Raw genomic sequence first — 20423 nt, 5'->3', positions numbered from 1 at the left:
GAAGGATTCAATATGCCATATTGCAAGGTTGGGCAAGCCGACATTTACTATGAAGATATAGGGAAAGGAAAACCAATTTTAATGATACATGGCTATACACCTGATCATCGATTAATGAGTGGTTGTATGGAACCTATATTTACTAAGAGAGAGGGATGGCGACGTATTTATATTGATCTACCTGGAATGGGAGTAACAAAAAACTATGACGAAATAAGTTGCTCTGATGAAATGTTGAATGCTGTTTTAGATTTTATTCAAGCAGTTCTCCCTGATCAAGAATACATAATTGCTGGCGAATCTTACGGCGGCTATATAGCTAGAGGACTTATCGAAAAACAAAAAGAGCGAATACTCGGAGCGGCATTTATATGTCCTGTTATTATTCCTCTGAACGAAAATAGAGCAGTTGAGAAACATAGAATCTTGAAAGCAGATGATAAATTTATTGAAAGTTTATCGAAAGAGGAATTAGAACATTTCAAAAGCAATCAAGTTGTACTTGATGAGTATAATTGGTTGCGTTACAAAAATGAAATTGTTGAAGGTTGTAAAATTGCAGATGAAAAGTTTTTAAATAGAGTAAGGAATAAATGTGAGTTTTCATTTAAAGTCGATCAGTCTAATTTTGATAAACCAAGTGTATTTCTTTTAGGAAGACAAGACTCTTCTGTTGGATATAAAGATGCACTTAACATTTTACATAAATATCCGAGAGGAACATTTGCCGTATTGGATACGGCTGGTCATAATTTACAAATAGAGCAACCACAACTTTTTAACAATCTAGTAAATGAATGGTTGGATAGAATTGAAGAATTTCAAAATTGATATTCTTTTATTTTAAAAGCTTTGTCATTTATTTCCTGATAATAAAGGGAATTATTCAATTAATTCCAATTTCTTATTTAAATTAGGGGTCTCGCCCTATCGCCATCAACTTAAGAAATTAATTGATCCCAAAAAAAGTGAGCCGAATTCTCATAAATAACTGTAAAATGGTAAATTTTTTGTTTTGGGGGTGATATAAAATTCTTAAGTTGATGGGTGTGTGGCGGTATCCCATATATAGATACAAGATCTTAAGTTTTATTTGTGGGCAATAATTTATTATTTGCCATCTGAAATTTAAACAACTTTATTAACCCTAATAATTGTAGAATGAAAGAATCTGTTAGTTTTTAAAACAATTTTAATAACCATCTATCTGTTATAAGATAGATGGTTACTATATTTCTAAGCAGAGAATTAAACAACTTTTTTAACTTTATACAACACCCAAAAACAAGGGAGAAACCACTAGTCAACATAAGCAATGTTTTCGGCAATGAAAGAGGATCTTTAGTTCATATAATTTGGGAAACGTGATATAAAGTCTTAAAAACATAGGACATAAAAATTTTTAATATTGTAGTCTTTTTTTTATAATTATTATTTCTTATAGTTAACGTTATAAAGTCTAAAAGTAGTATCTTTTTGTTAGTTAAAATCTCAAAAGAACAGCAAGTATCCTCTATTAAGGAAGAAATTTTGTCCTTGAAACGACCAATCAAATGTTGAATGTTTGTGAGAATGAAAGAAGATATATTTAACTCTCTTTTTTATTATGTCGCATTTCAAGTCATAAGGGACATACTATGTTTGGATTTAAAATGAACTTTGATCGTACCCTAAGATATGTCTATTAATTACGTTAGTAGCTTACATGGCCAATTAATATAAGGAGGAATGAAACATGGAATTAACAAATAAAGTTGCTGTTATTACTGGAGCAGGAAGTGGAATTGGACGGGCTAGCAGTATTAAATTGGCAAATAATGGTGCAAAAGTAGTTTTGGTTGATTTCAATAAAAAAACAGGGGAAGAAACTTTAAATCTGGTTAAACAACAAGGTGGAGAAGGAATTTTCATTCAAGCAGATGTATCGAAGAGTGTGGATGTACAAAACTATGTAAATACAGCTATTGAAGAGTATGGACGTATTGATATATTTTTTAACAATGCGGGTATTATTCAACAATTCGCTCCTTTCACCACGGTTGAAGAATCAGAATTTGATCGTATTATGTCCGTCAATGTGAAGGGGATATTCCTTGGAATGAAATATGTATTGAAAGTTATGGATGAGCAAGGATCCGGCTCCATTATAAATACTGCTTCTACTGCAGGAATTCGTGCAGAACATAGCGTAGCTGTATACTCTGCAAGTAAGCATGCGGTTATAGGTTTAACAAAGGGTGCTGCATTAGAATATACCAAAAAAGGAATACGGATTAATGCACTTTGCCCAGGGGGTGTACAGACACCTTTAACAGCTAGTGTTGCTGATCAGTTTAAAAAATCTGGTTATGTCCCAGAAGAGATACCAAATATGAGAATGGGCCGTTATGCTGCTCCGGAAGAACTTGCGGAAATGGTCGCTTATTTAGCATCAGAAAAAGCTAGTTACATGACTGGCTCAATTGTTGTTGTCGATGGTGGCTTAACCTTATAAATACCTGTTTATTGAAGGAGCTAGAGACAGTATATATAAATTAATGTTCAGTATAAAGAGGATCTTTGGTCAAATGAAGATCCTCACTTTGTAAATATGAAATGTCTTATCAGTTGAATTAGTTGTAACAAAATACTGTATCAGAAGAACAACGGTTAAAAAAAGAATTCATGAAGTCTATAGCACCCATCTATTTTTGATTAATTGATAGAGGGCATTTTCCTGTCTTTGTACAAAAATCCATTACAAACATATGGAAGTATTTACTTACTTTTCGTTAGTTCACATAATCTTTATTATCGGGATTCAATGTATTTAGAAGACTATTAAAAATCCTCCAGATTGTTTAACTGGGGGACTTTCGTGTTCACATAACTTCACTTATTGGCAGTCAATAGACATAGAAACCTAGCAAAATCCTTCAATTATTGTAGCAAAACGGTCATTTTTAAATCTTCAGCACCTCCATTTTTTAATGTATCATTTGGACCACTAAGATACGTAGGTTCAATTGTTAAGGATTTTGGAGGATTATCCATTGGTGGAAGAGCTAAAACAATATGGTGTCCGTAAAGTCCCGTGCTACCAACTTGCAAGCTGCCTCCTTCGTAGATTTTTCCTTTATCATCAGTCACAGTATAATCAAACGCTGGCCAACTGTCGTTAATTTTCATTTCTTTTGGGTAATCAAAGGTCAAATCAATCCTCGTTGAAAGTGAAGAAAACGTCACTTGGTCTACTGTTAATGCATACAGATTATCTTTCGTTAATGTTTTTATATTAGGAGTGAATTTACGAATCTCACCTTCAACTTTTGCAAGAGGAAATGCTACGTTCCATGTTCCTGTTTTTCCAAATAAATCTTTCCCATGGACAGCAACATCAATTTTATCACCAAATTCACCGTAATTAGCCAGAGTGAATTCATGCTGCTCAATAACAGTGTTTCGTCCTGTTGACTTCTGTGAAGTAGAACCAATTGCAGGTCTGACTTCTTCTTTCCCATTAATGGTTACATAACTAAATCCAGCTTTCTCTTCATTGCTATTGGAAGCAATATTTTCTCCTTTGTATTCCACCGTAACAACTAAACGTCCACCATCGTAAACAGCTTCTTTTACATTCATCGTTAAACCACTATGGTTATCTTGTCTCTCAATTGATGCAGCAAGCTCGTCCTTTTCAATTTTATCAGAAGCAATATCATTAAATTGTGCATAAATGGGGCCTATAACTGGAACACTGGATAATGTCTTTGCCATAGCAGGAGAAATGAATCCAAAACCTAAAAGCGAAACACATATTCCACAAGCAACAAGACTAGAATACTTGATTGTTTTTTTTCTACGGTATTGATTTTTCTTAGCTTGAAGCATGGCTGTTTTTTCTCTTTGAATTAACCGATCTTCTGGTATAGGAATATCATTGATATGGTGATTAAATTCTTCTTTATTCATAACTATATCCCTCCTTTAAAATGGGGCGTAAGGACTGCTTTGCTCGATGTAATTGAGATTTTACCGTTCCTTCTGGAGAATTAAGAACCTCAGCAATTTCTTTAATAGATAAATCGTGATAATACCTTAATAAAATAATAGTTTTGTAAGTAGGATCTAAGAAATTAAATGCCTCAGTTAAATCCAATGATTGTTCTAATTTATTCATGCTCTCTTCTGTACATAAATTGGCGAATATTTCATCATTTGCAACGAATTGTCTAGAGGATTTTCTTACAAAATCAATGGATTTAAAAACAAGAATTTTGGTAATCCAACTTTGAAATTTCTCCGGTTTTTTTAATTTTCTCAATGAAAGATATGCTTCATAAATTGTTTCTTGGTATATATCCAATGCATCTTGTTCATTTCTTACATACGAATAAGCTGTTCGATATAATTTTTGGCGAACAAAAGTAATAAGTTGTTCAAATGCTTGATCATTTCCTCTTTTTGCTTGTTTTACTAGATAGGCTATGTCCATTTTTATTTCTTCCTCCCTTTACTAATATAGTCGAATGAGAGAATAAAAAGGTTGCAAAAATAAGTGAATATATAAAAATCTCCTACAGCTTATTGCAATGATTAATATCCAGCATTAAAAACACCAGAAATCCAGATAGAAATAAGAGCCAAATATACAGCTTGTTCATACCCAATTTAAAGTAAAGAAGATCTCCCAAAACGAAAGAATGAGCTGATTTCTCAAACTGACTAACTGGGGAAAATTTTTTTCATTTAGGGGGTACATCAAGCTAAGATAAATCTGTATTCTTATAACGAAAAAAACGTTATTCTTTTTGTAGAAATACAGAGAAAGGATGATGTTGAGATTGAAGGTAATATTATTTCAGTAATTCTACATACTAAAGAGCATAATGGAAAAAGGAGTTTGCTCTTATGGATGAAAAATTGAATCAAGAATTGAGAAGTAATTTAGATGAAACAATTTTACCTTTAACTTCTCTTGGCAATGGAGAGAGCATCAAAGTTGCATCCAATATCTATTGTTTATGTATAAAAATTGTTAATGTATGCTTTGTTGGTGATTCTACAGAGCCAAACGAATGGGTTCTAATTGATACGGGAATGCCAAAATCGATGAATCTCATCATAGATTTTGCAGAAGAAAAATTTGGAAAACATAGTAAACCAAAAGCAATTATATTAACTCATGGTCATTTTGATCATGTTGGTTCTGTAATTGAATTAGTAAAAAAATGGGATGTTCCAGTTTATGCACACAAGTTAGAAATCCCCTATTTAAATGGTGAAAAAGACTATCCAGATCCAGATGGATCTGTGGAAGGTGGATTTGTAGCGAAAATTTCTCCTTTGTTTCCGAATAAGGGCATAAATTTAGGTAACTATATACATGAGTTGCCTCCGGATGGTAGTGTACCCCATATGCCTGGATGGAGCTGGATATATACTCCAGGGCATACTCCTGGACATATCTCTCTATTTCGAAATACGGACGATTTTTTAATCGCTGGAGATGCTTTTGTTACCGTAAGACAAGATTCATTGTATAAAGTATTGATTCAACAAAAAGAATTAAATGGTCCACCAAGATATCTTACTACCGATTGGAAGAACGCCTGGGAGTCTGTAAAAATACTTGAGAAGTTAAATCCTAAATTTGTAGTGACAGGGCACGGTTTACCTATGTTTGGTGAAGAATTAAGAAATGAATTGCGTCGTTTAGTAGAGAATTTTGATAAATTAGCTATTCCTGATTACGGAAAATATATTTAACAATACTCTTTATATGAAACATAAAAAGCCTAAATTTCTTACTTAATTTATAATAAAAATGTTTTATACATATTGATTTTCTTCTTAAAATATAGCTAGAAGACATAGGGAAAAGAAGGTAATATGAAAACTTCTCATAACAAGGTTATGGATTTCTCTGATTCAATTCAGGTCTATCTTTAATAACTAAAAGAATGACTTCTATATTATAAATAAATGCAAAAGATGTTTTGAGAAAATGTTAAAAAGGGAGGTATGTGAATATGAAAGCTGTAACCTATCAAGGGCCAAATCAAGTACAGGTTAAACAAGTTGATGATGCAAGATTAGAAAAAAAGGATGATATTCTTGTAAAAATTACTTCAACTGCTATTTGCGGATCCGATTTACATTTATACCAAGGTAATATGCCTTTACCCCCAGGATACATTATCGGTCATGAACCAATGGGGATTGTTGAAGAGGTGGGTCCTGATGTCACTAAAGTAAAAAAAGGAGATCGTGTTGTCATCCCTTTTAATGTTGCTTGCGGGCATTGTTTTTATTGCCAACATGAAATGGAAAGTCAATGTGACAACTCAAATCCTCATTATGATTCCGGGGGATACTTTGGTTATACAGAGAAATTCGGTAACCATCCAGGCGGTCAAGCTGAGTATTTAAAAGTTCCTTTTGGTAATTTCACTCCCTTTGTTATACCAGAATCATGCGAGCTTGAGGATGAATCATTACTTTTTTTATCTGATGTTTTACCGACGGCCTATTGGAGTGTAATAAATGCAGGTGTAAAATCAGGCGATACTGTTATCGTGCTTGGGTGTGGACCTGTTGGATTAATGACACAAAAATTTGCTTGGATGAAAGGTGCCAAGCGTGTAATTGCAGTTGATTATTTGGATTATCGAATGAATTTTGCAAAAAAAATTAACAATGTTGAGGTATTTGAGTTTACAAAATACCCGGATATGGGAGAACATCTAAAAGAAATTACGCAAGGTGGGGCGGATGTCGTCATCGATTGTGTAGGCATGGATGGAAAGAAATCTCCTTTGGAGTTTCTTGAACAAAAGTTAAAATTACAAGGGGGAACTCTCGGTCCTATACAAATTGCTACAAAAGCCGTACGAAAATATGGAACGGTCCAATTGACAGGTGTTTATGGTGGCAACTATAATGCATTTCCACTAGGTGCATTTTGGGTTAGGAATATTAACCTTAGAATGGGACAAGCCCCCGTCATTCATTTTATGCCCGAATTGTTTGAAAAAATAACAAAAAATGAATTTGATCCAAAGGAGATTATTACCCACAAACTCCCTCTTGGAGAGGCGAGTTATGGTTATCAAATTTTTAATAATCGTGAGGATAATTGTATAAAAGTTATTCTAAAACCTTAAAAATCCGTCCTTTCTCATTCATCCTTTTTAATTATTCTTTATGCTAAAGATAAGATCAAATTCCAAGATCTTATCTTTTTACTTTGAAAAATAAATACTGAATTCATTTTAAATATATATATATAGTTTAAATCAGTAATACATGTCCTACCAGGCTAGCTCAATTAAAGAAGCAACCGGATATAATTTACTTAAAAGAAGTCGATAGTATTGCTCTTCAATTAATATTGAAAAAACTTGCAGATGCTATTCCACGATTCAAGTCTAAAAAGAATAAAGTTTAATCCTACACAACCAAGAAAAAGAACGCAAATATTGCTATTATAGACAACAAAATGAAATTACTTAAACTTGTCTTGCTCCGCTTTGCCCAAAGTCGTGAAGTAAAAGGGCGTATTTGGCATGCAACGATTCGATGTAACCGAATGGTAAATATTTTGTATGTATCCTTATTGGAACAAAAGTACAACAAATGCCTAAAACTGAATCCGCTTGTAGAACTGACGTTGGACTAAAAGATTTTGCGATACAGAAAAGCCCCTGCATGACTTTAATCCACCTTTAGGCATGGGATGAAAGTATCGCAAAATCTGTGATCCCCTTACTTAATCGATACAGAAAATCATCATTTTAAACTTCAATTATGATGGGAAGAATCATTGGTTTTCTTTTTGTATGTGAATATATAAATTGGCCTAGTGTTTCCTTTAACTCTCTTTTTAAAGCATTCCATTGGCTAATATTAGCCTTTTTTAAATCATTAATAGTTCCAACAGTTAGTTTATTGATTTTCTCTAAGAAATCTTCTGAATCGCGAACATATATAAATCCACGAGAAATGATGTCTGGACCAGAAATTATGTTCTCCTCTGTTTTACTAAGAGTAATAACTATTACAAGCATACCATCCTCAGAAAGTTGCTTACGGTCACGTAATATAACATTTCCTACATCACCAATTCCTAATCCATCTACATATATATTACCCGCAGGTATTCTTCTGGTTTGATGAGCAATCTGATTCTTAATATCGACAACTTCACCATTGCTAATGATATAGATGTTCTCTTTCTTAACACCTACGGACTCTGCTAATAGACTATGATGATGTAACATTCTAAATTCGCCATGAATAGGAATAAAATATTTAGGCTTCATTAAAGTAAGCATTAATTTTAATTCTTCTTGATAGGCATGCCCAGAAACATGCATTCCTGTTGAACTTCCTACTCCATAAATGACATTAGCCCCCAAGCGAAATAAATTATCTATAATTCTTGAAACATTACGTTCATTTCCTGGTATAGGAGTTGCAGATAATATGACAGTATCATCAGGTAGGATATCTACCTGTCGATAGTTTCCACTGGCTAAACGAGCTAGGGCTGCCATAGGTTCACCTTGACTACCAGTACAAAGAATAGCTACTCTTTTTGGATCCATTCGATTGATTTCATTTGCTTCAATTAACATCCCATCAGGAATATCTAAGTAACCTTGTTCTAAGGCAACAGAAACTACATTTACCATGCTTCTCCCCAGTAAAGCAAGCTTTCTATCTGTTTTTAAAGCGGCATCTACTATTTGTTGTACACGATTCACGTTGGATGCAAAGGTAGAGATAATAACTTTTCTACGTGCCTTGGTAAACGCTTCTTCAATTCGTTCACCTACTGATTGTTCTGAAGGAGTAAATCCAGGACGTTCAGCATTCGTGCTTTCCGAGAGTAGAGCTAAAACACCATTACATCCGATTTTAGCCATTTTATGAATATCGGGATATTGATTATTAATAGGGGTTAAATCAAATTTGAAGTCGCCTGTATGAACTACTGTACCTTCTGGGGTATGAAAAGCGATTCCAAGACAATCAGGAATACTATGATTGGTTTTGAAAAATGTTAGATTTATCTGTCCAAAATCAATTAATGACTCAGAATCAATAATAAATAACTGTGTTAGATTTTGAAGTTTATGTTCTTTTAATTTGATTTCGATTAATCCTAGGGTTAATTTCGTTGCATAAATTGGGACATTCAATTGTTTTAATAGATACGGAATACCTCCAATGTGGTCTTCGTGTCCATGTGTAACGACTAAACCTCGAATTTTATCCTTATTTTCTTGCAAATATGTAATATCAGGTATTATCAAATCTATTCCTAATAAACTTTCATCTGGAAACTTAGAACCGCAGTCAATAATCACAATATCGTTTGAATATTGTATGGCATACATATTTTTTCCTATTTCATTAACCCCACCTAAAGCAAAAATGGATAGTGTATTTTCTACTTTACTCAAAATGAATATCCTCCTTTTTGAAAAGATCCAAGCTTATTTGAATCCATATAGAGATTGTCTAATTTAGATTTATGACCAACCATTTATAAATGGTTGGTCATAATAATCTCAAAGCTCCATATCTTTTAATCCCGGACTATGCTCATTTGGCATTTCAGGAAGTTCTGGTACAGGAAAACCTTTTGGTGGCTCCGTTACACTTAACATTTCTTTGTTTCTACTTGGTGATTCACCTTGGAAGATCTCTCCGATTCTTGTGTCATCCAACCTGAAATTAAATTGAGCATTATGAAATCCCATTTCTACGTATTTTCTACACTCAGGATATTTATTGATATCGTAGTTTGGTACAGGGAAGAGTTTTCCCCATTCAACGCCTAAAGTTTCTAATGCTTTCGCAAATGCATTTTGATGTGCATTATCACGCACAATTAAAAAGGCAAGTGTTTCACGAAAAGTTTGATTTGAGCTCATTTCATAAATCCTTGTCTTTTGAAGTACCCCAGTTGATTCAAGAACTAGGTTATCCATTAAATCACTAATTAGATTTCCATGGCTGTATACCCACGATCCGTTCCATGGGTTACCGGCTGCATCTACTGGCAATGAGCTTTGAGCACCTACAATAAAATGGTGAGGATTTGCATGTTTAACCGCCTCATCAAGCGGTGCTTTATCCCATACCAGCATTACCTGGCGTAGGCTCACCAGATCCATTTAATAATTGATTAATTGTATTCTGAACGAGCTCTACATGACTAATTTCCTCAAGAAAAACCCCTCGAAGTAAATCACGATATTGCTTCGCTTTTCCTCTAAAATTTGAACTTTGAAAGAAATATTGCATCATCGTACGCATTTCACCAAAATGGCCGCCAAGTATTTCTTGTAAGACCTTCGCAGCGGCGGGATCTGGTTTGTCTGGTTTAATAATATTAATCAATTCTTCTTTGTAATAATACAGAGAAAATACCTCTCCTTTTTAAGATAAGCAACAATTGTAAAATGCCCCGAATTAAGGTAATTTATTCCTGTATCTTTTTTATATTCTAATGCTGTATTTAAAAAAAGATAGTTAATAAAGGACATACCCTGCTTCCTGTAGAAAGCAGGGTATGTCCTTATGTATCAGATAGAATTCCGTATATTTTTTAGTTCTTAAAGAGGATGTTGTTGATTTTATGCTACGTTTAAAGCTGTTTGTATAGTCATTAAATCTACTTGCAGTTGTTCTTGTACATTAGTTGGATGATAATATCCTTTATCAATCATATATTGACTTACTTGCTTATGTGCATCAATTGCATCCTGTAAATGTTGATGTAATACTTCACGAGTTTGATTAGATGTAACTTCTGTACTTACATATTTAGAAATTCACTCATTTATTTCATGAACACCTTTTGTATAAACTCCCCCTTACATACCGTTCTTTTTACATATGAATTCAAGTAGAGAAAAGAAGAGGATTAGGAGGATAACATAATCGTTCCAAACAAACCTTGTTATGAAGATAGTTCCTCTTCTTGTTTCTCTCAATCATATTTTAAGAAGGAAAGAAAAACTTATACTCAAATTCCAAAACAATTAAATACCATAAAATGGAATATATATTTTTTTATGTTTCTTAGCATATTAAAAACATAGGAGGTGATACATATGGCAAACAATAAGAGTGGAAATCGCAACGAATTATTAGTTCAAGGTGCTGAAAGTGCACTTGATCAAATGAAATATGAAATTGCGCAAGAATTTGGTGTACAACTTGGTGCTGACACAACAGCTCGTGCAAACGGTTCTGTTGGTGGTGAAATCACTAAACGTTTAGTAGCAATGGCTGAACAACAACTTGGTGGCGGATTTACTCGTTAACTTCACCCCAAAATAGAAAAGATTAGGGCAAGTAGTATTGTTGATTATTGGAAACATAGCAGATTACAGTAGTTAACAAACACATCTTTTCATGTTGTCTGTATTTAATTTATAAATAAACTCTCATAATGAATGCATTTGTACTCGAAGATTATTGAGAATTTTAAATAATAATCTTTGAGTATTTTATTTGAAAGACTCTTTTCTAGATTACAAACACATATCTTATGGGGAAGGTGTTTCCCATGAATATTAAAAAGTCTTTTACAGGAACAAATATACTTAAAAATTTATTTTCAATACTGAAAAGCATATTAACTATGATATTTACAAAAGGGAGGCATCTTAAAATGGGTGTATTAAGTGGAAATCCTCAAAACGAGCCTTTACATTATGGAGAAGTTTTTGATATTTGGAGTTATCTTCTCGCAGCACAAGGAGCAGTTGCAGGTCATCAAGTATTCATTAACCATACAGGTGATGAAGAATTAAAGAAATTCTTAGAAAACCTAATTGAAAATGATATGACCTCTGAAATAGAAGAGCTAAAAACACTTCTAAAAGTAAACGGTGTAGCTTTACCACCAGCACCTCCAGAAAGACCAGTTGCATCTATTGAAGATATTCCTCCTGGAGCACGCATCAATGATGCTGAAATTGCAGCAGCAGTTTCTACAGGTTTAGCGGCAGGATTAGTAACTTGTAGTCAAGTAATGGGAAAATGTCTTCGAGAAGATGTAGGAATGCTTTTTGGACAATTCCATATGAAAAAAGCACAAGCTGGTGCAACTTTACTACGTCTAAGTAAGAAAAAAGGCTGGGTAGTTCCTCCGCCATTACATGTTAAAAATACTGATCAAGCTTAATAAAAAAGTGGCTGAAAGCCACTTTTTTTATTTCATTTTATTTTTTGTATCATTTTCCTTTTGAATGAATCTTACTTTTTCTATTTCAGAGCGGTTTAAATATTCATGTGAGATCTCCATAGCATATCTATCGTGATGCATATTAGTTGATTCCCTTGAATCTTTACCTTCATGTAATACAACTTTTTTCATATAAATGTGAAAGAATATTTCTACGGCACTAATAAGCAAAGCAGACCAAAATGAAGAAAAACCAATATTAGGAGTTAAATCTATATCTGTTAAGAAATAAGTTAATACCCAAATCCCTAAAAAACTCAATCCAAAATCAGCAATTGTAGCAATCATGTTCCCATACCTAGGTAGAACAAATAAATCTCCTATTAAGTAGGCTGTCCCTGTAATTAGTAATGAAATCAGTAATATTCTAGGAATTGAAACGTCTTGAAATATACCTAATATCATCAATAATACGGCACTAATAGCGGTATATTTAATTAATAAGGCAACAATATGTTTCATAAATGATTCTCCTATCTTTTAACTTTCATGTAGGAATAGTAATTTTCAATAAAAACGGGTTGCACTTTCATAAAGCACAACCCGTTTCATCGTGTTCAGGAGGTTTACTCATTACATGATATCCATATGGCAAGAAGTTTTTTCGCTCTCCTACACAATACTATTTTGTGAAATATGAGCATGAATTATGTATTAAAACAATAAAAACAATAAAAACTAATACCAAAAAAAGGACTATATATTTTCGAATGCTTTTTTACATATTAAAGAGTGAAGGAGGTGATATAACATGTCAAACAATAACAGTGGAAGCCGTAATCAATTATTAGTAAATGGTGCTGAACAAGCTCTTGATCAAATGAAATATGAAATCGCACAAGAATTCGGCGTACAACTTGGCGCAGACGCAACAGCTCGTTCAAATGGATCTGTTGGTGGAGAAATCACAAAACGTCTAGTAGCATTAGCTGAACAACAACTTGGTGGTGGAGTTACTCGCTAACTTAATATAGCAAATGGATATTAGGGAGAGATAAATCATCTCTCCCTATTTGTATATAATTAGGATATGCGAATAATGAAAAGAATTGAAACTATAATTTAGAATATATTATGTGATAAACACTATGTCTAAAAGGAGCGTATATGAAGATTTTTATATACACATTATTGATAATTAGATGGAGTGTTCTATTAGGGATAGCACCACATCGCTATCAAGCTAAGGTTTTACACTACCCATAAAGCAAAAAAGGCGTTATCCTTTCTGTATATTCCTACAAAAAGAATAACGTTTTCTATGAATTATTGGTATAAATTCATCTTAGATTGATAGTAATTTGGCGGTACCCAAACGAAAGTTTTATCTCTTCATAGTTGTCCATGAAAATTTAGTTCATTTTTTTATTTAGGGGAATAATTAATTTCTTAAGTTGATGGACATATGGCGATACCCCACATCCATCAACTTAAGGCGTCTATTTCCTTGTTCTTTTATGAATAAAAGCTTTTTCAAGGCACTGTTCCAGTTTCTATTACTTGATTCATTGTTTGGATTAGCAGATATAAATGTATCGGAATGATTTATATCGTGAGTACTATCGGAAAGTTCTACAGCGTCTACAAGATATTCTCTGTTCGCGCCATTTTAATTGCTTCTTCGCGATTGTTGACGCCGAGCTTCGAGTAAAGGTTCGAGCAGTAATTGCGTATAGTTCCCTCCGATAAAAACAATTTAGTGGCAATTGACTTGTAGCGAAGCCCGTTCGACAGATGTGTCAGAATTTCCATCTCACGTTTCGTAAGTCCGTATGGGGAATTTTCCTTACTTGAGCCGATCTTCTCTAGCTGCTCGCGCTGACGTTTCATCTCTCCGAAAACTCGCGTAGCGACCGATTGATCAATCCAAGTTCCTCCGTTATAAATAAGTTTCAAGGCTTCTTTCATTTCACGTGGATGAATTGACTTCAGCATGTAGCCTTCCGCTCCATGCTCCAATGCAGTTGCTGCCTGCAAGAAATCCTCAAACGTTGTCATGAGCACAATCTTCATATCAGGCCATCGCTGTTTCATCTCAAGTAAAGCTTCAAGTCCGCCCATTCCCGGCATGCGAATATCCATTAGCACGATATCAGGATGCGAATGCTCACAATGCTCTAATGCTTCGCGCCCGTCCTTCGCCTTACCAACGACGGTAAAATCAACATGCTGATCTAAAACTTGCTCCAAACTGTCGGTAATAGGCGCCTGATCATCAACGATCAACAGGCGGATTGTGTTATGTACAAGCTCTGTTTGCAATGGAATATTACATATAACGAATGTTCCTTGCTTAGCCCCAGAGTGAACCGACAATGTGCCGTGATATAGTTCAAGCCGTTCTTTCATTCCATTGAGCCCAAATCCGAATTGGATTTCTTCCATCCCGATGCCGTTATCTTCAATTTGTAACCGGAGTTGTTGCTTATCGAAATGCAGTTGAACGGATATCGCACTTGCCTTGCCATGTCGAACCGCGTTTGTTAGCGACTCTTGAAGGCAGCCATATAGGCAAAAGTTTATTTTTTGCGTTGAGAGAGCCTCATTGCCAATTACACGGAATATAACCGTTGTACCTGTCGATCTCATAAACTCTTTTGTTAATTGTCTCAGCGATTCACTTAACGAATGGTTTAATGAATTATGAGAGAGCTGGTGAAGGTACTTTCGGATATCATCTAGACTGTGCTGGGCAATGCCGACAAGTGAGTCAATTCTCTCAAACTGTGAATCTGGCACTGACGATCGCAGTGATTCGACACCGACGATGAGAGAGGTAAGGGAGTGAGGTAACATAAAATTTCAAAATAATAGGAGAGATGTGTTATGAAATCATTCATCATGAAAAAAGGAACTGCACTAACCTTAACAGTGACTATACTGGCTGGGACACTAGTATTACCTACTTATGGAAATGTGCACGCGGTGTATAAAAAGAAGTCAATCCAACAGGCTATTGATAAAGCTGCTAATACTGAAAATATTCCAGGGGTTATTGTTACCGTGAAAAAAGGAGACGCAGGCTGTTCATATGCTTCTGGTGAAGCAAACATCGAAAGAAATCATAAAGTGGGCGCTGATTCTACTTTCAGGATTGGAAGTACAACGAAGACATTTGTTGCTACAGTTGCATTACAACTTGCTGGAGAGAAGAAGCTAAGTCTCGATGATACGATAGAGAAATGGTTGCCGGGGCTCATAAAGGGTAAAGGCTATGATGGAAACAAAATTACAATTCGTCAATTATTAAATCATACAAGCGGAATTCCAGATTTCTTGACTTCAGAGCTTAAGACGAAATTACTTGGAAATCCAAGTGAAAATTATACACCGGAACAGTTAATTGCTCGTGCTTTGGAGCTAAAGCCAGTAACGGGGTGGGCATACTCGAGTACAAATACGGTTATTGTAGGGCTTATTATCCAGAAGGTTACTGGGAAGACATATGCCGAACAAATTAAGAAACGAATTATTGAGCCACTCGCACTTAAAGAAACGTTCCTTCCTGGAAGCTCGATGGATATTCCGAAAAAAATGCTCGTGGCTACTTGAATACGGGAGATAAATTAGTAGACATTACTGTGCTTAACCTATCGTTTGCTAACGCTGGCGGTGAAATGATTTCGACAGGAGAAGACTTGACGACGTTTTTCCGTGCCTTATTAGGTGGAAAGTTGTTGACACCGGAGATGCAGAAGGAAATGATGACTAGTACAGTTGATTCTCCGTTAGGAAAGTATGGTCTTGGCATACACACAACAAAATTGCCGGACGGTACCGAAGTATGGGGGCATGGCGGTGGTATTCCCGGATTTACTAACTTTGCAGGAGGAACGAAAGATGGTCAACATGTCATCTCGATAAATATCAATGTACTAGGAGCAGAAAAACATATCAACAATATTCTAGCCTCAGAATTTGCAGCAAAATCAAAAAAGGAACTCACGGACAAGGGAAAGAAAAGTAAACATCGAGAAGAAGTCAAGTACGTAATGGATCAGGTGGTAACTAATAAAAAAATTCCAAGTGTCATAGCAGGTGGATTAAAGGACGGAAAGCGTTGGTCTTACGCTACAGGGACAGCGAGTTATGAGGTACCGCGCCCGGTAGAGCCAAACCAGTGAGTAGGTGGGGGCTGAATTGGTTTCGGACAAGGGATGGCATTAAGCCATCTGGATTGTCCGACATATGTAAAATGTTGTTGGATAAGTTGTCAGCCAACAAATCGTCTATAGAATAAAACACATCATATCTAATTAAGGTAGTTATATGATTATTTTATGTTGGTTCTTATTTTTCACGTAAATCAATACTTACATGAAACATGAGAATGAAAGCTTAGCATTGCTTTACAAAAAAGATTGATAAAATTATATAAGTAATATGTCTCCGCTATTTAGAGTTCGACCGAAAAAAGCGATTTGGAAAAATTCCAAATCGCTTTTTTTATATTATTGCTTTTTAGGTTTCTTATCTAAAATAAGGCGTAGTTCGTTAATATCATCATCAGATAGGGTATCTTCCTGAATAAATTGGGCAAGCATGGATTTTAAAGTACCTCCATAGATACGCTTAATAAATGATTCGGCTTCGGCACGCTGGCACTCTTCCTGTATATAAAGCGGGTAAAAGGTGTAAACTCTTAGATCTTTATTGACACCTACTACATCTTTTTGAACCAACCGATCGAGAAGAGTACGTATAGTTGTCGGCTTCCAATCAGTACGCTCCTGTAAGGAGAGTATGATGTCATTTGCTGTTTGAGGAGCTTCATCCCAAAGCACGTTCATGATTTCCCACTCTGATTCTGATATACTAGGAATATTTTTCTCCATATTTATCTCCTCCATTTTCTTTAATAGATTCCTAAATCTTTTAAAATTGATAAAGTAATTTCTACAGCCTTGCTTCCAGATGCATCATCTTCATTTTGTATATTGGTAGCGAAGAAATAAGTATTGTTCTTCGTCTCAACATATCCGATAAACCAACCATTGATGTTTTTTCCATTCACTGTTCCTGTACCTGTTTTTCCTGATAGGCGAGCCTCTTCATTCTTTTCTAAGAGCAGTGCTTCCTTTAAATCTTGGATATGAGTTTCCTTATATCCTAATTGATTGTTATAAAAAGCCTGCAACAGTTGCACTTGCTCAACTGGGGAAATTTTTAATGAGGATTCGTGCCAAAATTCACCTAATCCCCCAGATACATCTGAGTTTCCATAGTGTATATCTTGTAGATTGGCTTGGATTGTTTCAAACCCTGTTCTACGATCTAGTTCTTGGAAATACCAGTTTACAGATTTTTTTAAAGCAGATGAGACATCTTGATCCATATTCCAAGCGTCATAGGATTGCACTATCCCATTCCATGGAATAGTGGATTCTTCTGATGATATCACATTTGATTCTAGTGCAAATAAGGCACTATAGATTTTGTATGTGGAATCAGGTGATACCCGCAACGTACTTTTCTCTTCATTATAAATGCGATATTGTTTTGCACTCTGATCATATAAAACAAAACTTCCTTCATACCCTTTAAAGAATTGTTGTAAATCCTCATAAACTGTTCCGTCATTATTAAAATAGTATCGGTCGTTCTCCGTCGCAAATACGGAAATGACAGGTAATTGGACTGTCAAAATAATACTAGCCAATACATAAATAAAGACGCTTTTTCTTATTGATTTCTTTGCGCCAGGCTTATAGGTAGCAATTTGTTCAATTCGTTTTTTGATTTGACTCTTCGAACCGTTTATTTGTGTTACTAATGGTAGCTTACTTGATCGTTTTGAAAGATCCACAAAATTAATGATTGTATGTCCATACTCACTAAATGAATTATCATCTAGCAAATGTAAAACAGATGTATCACATACGATTTCCCGATCTAATCTCATTTCTCTAAAAGCAAGCCAGACAAGGGGATTAAACCAATAAATGATTTGATAGAACAATATCACGTAATTTGTCAGCAGATCCTTGTTTTTATAGTGATTCAGTTCATGAAGAAAGATGTACTCGTAATGTTTTAAGCTGAGCCAGTTTTCATGCTGAGAAGGTAAGACGATATATGTTTGAAAAAGTCCGAATATCATTGGAGATTGGACTCTTTTGGAAATAACAATTTTTATTGATTTTTTAATCTGTAGTCTTTTCTTGCATTCTTCGAAAAGCACGAGAACTTCTTGATTAGAAAACATAGAAGAATAATTCTTTATCCTTCTAAGTTTTATCCATCCACGAACCGTGGTAAAAGTAAATAATAGCACCCCTGACATCCATACTCCCATTACTCCCACATTAAGTAAGGATAGATCTGGCCGATTGACAGATACAGAAAAGTCTTGTATTAGGTTTAATCCCTGTATCATATTAGTTCCATTTATCCCCATATCAGTACTGAGCACATTAGTCTGATATGTATCCCCATCGCTAAAGAGAAAACTAAAATTATATAAATGAGTAGGTATGAATGGAAGTGCTAAAGCGATAAAAAGAAACATCCATAAATGATAATGCCATTTTTCTGTCAGTTGTCTGCCAAACCATTTTCTTATAAGTAGAATAACAGTAATGGAAAATGAAGACACCAATAAACCAATTATAAAATGCGTTAAAAACATGTCCTTCAACACCAACTCTCTTGGATTTTAAAATTTTTTAAACAGGTATATAGCATATTTATAGTAGCTTGATGGGGGAAAATAAAAAGTTGACTCAATCCAATTACATATGTAATACTATACTACAGATGTGGCTGTACTACAAATGTAGTAAAGAACTACATTTGTAGTATTGATACATCTGTAATCTTTTGAAACGCCTTAAATACGGTTGTTTTTTCAATTCGTACATAAGAGTCTAATCAAGAAATGGGGGGATTTACATGTAATGGTAAAAAACTGTTATTCGAATTGTGTACATTGTATCTAATTTAACATTTGTTTTAAGTATTAAAAGTCTGAAAGGAATGATCATTTTGAAAAGTACAAGGTTGCTAAAAATAGGGATGTGTGTTGGTATACTAAGTTTAAGTCTTGCAAGTGTAAAACTCTTTACAGGTGAACCATTGCAAGTGGAAGCAAAAGAAAAAACAAAGCATATAAATCATGCGACTCATCAAAAGTACGCTCAACTTGAGAAAAAGTTCGATGCTCGACTAGGTATCTATGCAATTGATACTGGTACAAATCGAACAGTTTCTTATAAACAAAATGAACGCTTTGCTTTCGCATCAACATATAAGGCATTAGCTGCAGGAGCATTGCTAATGCAAAATCCAATTGACAAATTAAACGAAGTTATCATTTATACAAAAGATGATTTAGTTGAATATTCACCCATTACAGAGAAATATGTAGATACTGGTATGACACTTGGAGAGATTGCAGAAGCTGCCGTTCGTTACAGTGATAATACCGCAGGGAACCTTTTATTTAAGGAACTAGGCGGGCCTGAAGGATTTGAAACAGCGCTCAAACAGATTGGTGATAGAGTCACCCAGGCAGATCGCTTTGAGACAGATTTAAATGAAGCTATTCCTGGTGACATCCGTGATACAAGTACAGCTAAAGCACTTGCTACCGATCTTAAGGCTTTCACAGCTGGAAATGCACTCCCAGCTGACAAACGTAAAATTCTTACGGATTGGATGCACGGAAACGCTACAGGAGACAAACTCATCCGCGCTGGCGTACCAAAAGACTGGGAAGTCGCTGATAAATCAGGAGCCGGAAGCTACGGAACACGAAATGATATTGCAATCGTTTGGCCACCGAATAGAGAACCCATTATCATTGCAATTCTGTCCAGTCGTGATACAAAGGATGCTACCTATGATAATGAACTGATCGCGCAGGCTGCCACGATTACAATTAATGCTCTCAAGTAATAATATCCCAGTTTCCGCATTCATTAGTCCAATATTATCTAGAGGATAAAACTAGAAACCGATTCTTTTTATTGTAAAGAGAATCGGTTTTTTGCATGATTATCATTCCCATTATAAAAATAATAATCCATTATATTAGATAGGGGTCTCGCCACATCGCTATTAAGATCTCGTAAGATATTTGGAGATAAAAAGCTTTGAATCTCTTGAGCAAATAGTTGTAATTCATCAGATACAGAAATAGGCATACAAAAACCCCATCCTTTCCTATGATTCTACA

At 34.8% G+C, this 20423-nt stretch carries 16 protein-coding genes and 4 pseudogenes; 10 read left to right on the top strand and 10 right to left on the bottom strand.

The genetic code is table 11. The annotated features are described in order from the left end of the window. The first annotated feature begins 12 nt into the window (after positions 1–12). Together M014_RS0109525 and M014_RS0109520 are read left to right on the top strand one after the other, a co-directional pair. Positions 13–831 (top strand): alpha/beta fold hydrolase, encoded by an 819-nt coding sequence (locus M014_RS0109525; RefSeq protein WP_026591513.1) that lies wholly within the window; start codon positions 13–15, stop codon positions 829–831. A 904-nt stretch (positions 832–1735) separates the two neighbouring features. Further along, complete coding sequence (locus M014_RS0109520) at positions 1736–2494, top strand: SDR family NAD(P)-dependent oxidoreductase (protein ID WP_026591512.1); 759 nt, start codon at positions 1736–1738, stop codon at positions 2492–2494. A gap of 425 nt (positions 2495–2919) precedes the next feature. Here M014_RS0109520 and M014_RS0109515 read toward each other — a convergent pair whose 3' ends face one another. Beyond that, positions 2920–3951: a DUF4179 domain-containing protein gene (locus tag M014_RS0109515; RefSeq protein ID WP_026591511.1), complete on the bottom strand. Its 1032-nt coding sequence runs from the start codon at positions 3949–3951 to the stop codon at positions 2920–2922. Next, positions 3944–4474: a sigma-70 family RNA polymerase sigma factor gene (locus tag M014_RS0109510; RefSeq protein WP_026591510.1), complete on the bottom strand. Its 531-nt coding sequence runs from the start codon at positions 4472–4474 to the stop codon at positions 3944–3946. The genes M014_RS0109515 and M014_RS0109510 overlap by 8 nt, the downstream gene beginning before the upstream one ends. A 428-nt stretch (positions 4475–4902) precedes the next feature. Here M014_RS0109510 and M014_RS0109505 point away from each other — a divergent pair, with 428 nt between their 5' ends. The 3 genes and pseudogenes from M014_RS0109505 to M014_RS30035 form a co-directional block, all read left to right on the top strand. After that, positions 4903–5748, top strand: coding sequence for an MBL fold metallo-hydrolase (locus tag M014_RS0109505; protein ID WP_442852735.1), 846 nt, complete (start codon positions 4903–4905; stop codon positions 5746–5748). Between the two features lie 263 nt (positions 5749–6011). After that, entirely contained in the window at positions 6012–7145 is a 1134-nt protein-coding gene (locus M014_RS0109500) for a zinc-dependent alcohol dehydrogenase (RefSeq protein WP_026591508.1), read from the top strand. 140 nt (positions 7146–7285) lie between these two features. Further along, positions 7286–7674, top strand: a pseudogene (locus tag M014_RS30035) (IS200/IS605 family element RNA-guided endonuclease TnpB); the annotation flags it as partial. A gap of 101 nt (positions 7675–7775) precedes the next feature. Here M014_RS30035 and M014_RS0109490 read toward each other — a convergent pair. The 3 genes and pseudogenes from M014_RS0109490 to M014_RS28150 all read right to left on the bottom strand — a co-directional run bounded on the left by M014_RS0109490 (position 7776) and on the right by M014_RS28150 (position 10826). Continuing rightward, positions 7776–9449 (bottom strand): ribonuclease J, encoded by a 1674-nt coding sequence (locus M014_RS0109490; RefSeq protein ID WP_026591506.1) that lies wholly within the window; start codon positions 9447–9449, stop codon positions 7776–7778. A 108-nt stretch (positions 9450–9557) separates the two neighbouring features. Then, positions 9558–10413, bottom strand: a pseudogene (locus M014_RS26725) (manganese catalase family protein). A 215-nt stretch (positions 10414–10628) separates the two neighbouring features. Further along, positions 10629–10826 carry a spore coat protein gene (locus M014_RS28150; RefSeq protein WP_231503926.1) on the bottom strand — a complete coding sequence of 66 codons (198 nt, stop codon included), beginning with the start codon at positions 10824–10826 and terminating at the stop codon, positions 10629–10631. Between the two features lie 282 nt (positions 10827–11108). Between M014_RS28150 and M014_RS0109475 the strand changes: the two genes are divergently transcribed. After that, complete coding sequence (locus tag M014_RS0109475) at positions 11109–11321, top strand: alpha/beta-type small acid-soluble spore protein (protein ID WP_026591505.1); 213 nt, start codon at positions 11109–11111, stop codon at positions 11319–11321. 350 nt (positions 11322–11671) lie between these two features. Then, positions 11672–12187: a DUF3231 family protein gene (locus M014_RS0109470; protein WP_026591504.1), complete on the top strand. Its 516-nt coding sequence runs from the start codon at positions 11672–11674 to the stop codon at positions 12185–12187. Positions 12188–12214: 27 nt separating this feature from the next. Here M014_RS0109470 and M014_RS0109465 read toward each other — a convergent pair whose 3' ends face one another. Next, positions 12215–12709, bottom strand: a complete 495-nt coding sequence (locus tag M014_RS0109465; protein WP_026591503.1) for a YndM family protein — start codon at positions 12707–12709, stop codon at positions 12215–12217. Between the two features lie 289 nt (positions 12710–12998). Here M014_RS0109465 and M014_RS0109460 point away from each other — a divergent pair, with 289 nt between their 5' ends. After that, positions 12999–13211, top strand: a complete 213-nt coding sequence (locus tag M014_RS0109460; protein ID WP_026591502.1) for an alpha/beta-type small acid-soluble spore protein — start codon at positions 12999–13001, stop codon at positions 13209–13211. A gap of 617 nt (positions 13212–13828) precedes the next feature. Here M014_RS0109460 and M014_RS26720 read toward each other — a convergent pair. Continuing rightward, positions 13829–15034: pseudogene (locus M014_RS26720) on the bottom strand (response regulator); the annotation flags it as partial. A 39-nt stretch (positions 15035–15073) separates the two neighbouring features. Between M014_RS26720 and M014_RS26715 the strand changes: the two are divergent. Continuing rightward, positions 15074–16365, top strand: a pseudogene (locus M014_RS26715) (serine hydrolase domain-containing protein); the annotation flags it as partial. A gap of 333 nt (positions 16366–16698) precedes the next feature. On the opposite strand, the gene blaI reads toward M014_RS26715, so the two are convergent. Beyond that, positions 16699–17082, bottom strand: coding sequence for a penicillinase repressor BlaI (gene blaI, locus M014_RS0109440; protein WP_026591499.1), 384 nt, complete (start codon positions 17080–17082; stop codon positions 16699–16701). Between the two features lie 20 nt (positions 17083–17102). After that, complete coding sequence (locus M014_RS0109435; RefSeq protein WP_026591498.1) at positions 17103–18875, bottom strand: BlaR1 family beta-lactam sensor/signal transducer; 1773 nt, start codon at positions 18873–18875, stop codon at positions 17103–17105. Positions 18876–19222: 347 nt separating this feature from the next. Between M014_RS0109435 and bla the strand changes: the two genes are divergently transcribed. Then, on the top strand, positions 19223–20143 hold the full coding sequence (bla, locus tag M014_RS0109430) for a class A beta-lactamase (RefSeq protein WP_442852734.1): 921 nt from the start codon (positions 19223–19225) through the stop codon (positions 20141–20143). A gap of 68 nt (positions 20144–20211) precedes the next feature. Here bla and M014_RS28145 read toward each other — a convergent pair whose 3' ends face one another. Next, entirely contained in the window at positions 20212–20391 is a 180-nt protein-coding gene (locus tag M014_RS28145; protein WP_081811000.1) for a hypothetical protein, read from the bottom strand. Positions 20392–20423 lie beyond the last annotated feature (32 nt).

It is taken from the genome of Bacillus sp. UNC437CL72CviS29, from assembly GCF_000482345.1.
Lineage (GTDB): Bacteria > Bacillota > Bacilli > Bacillales > Bacillaceae_G > Bacillus_A > Bacillus_A arachidis.
The sequence above is the reverse complement of the archived record's forward strand: the minus strand, read 5'-3'. Positions and strand labels throughout refer to the sequence as shown.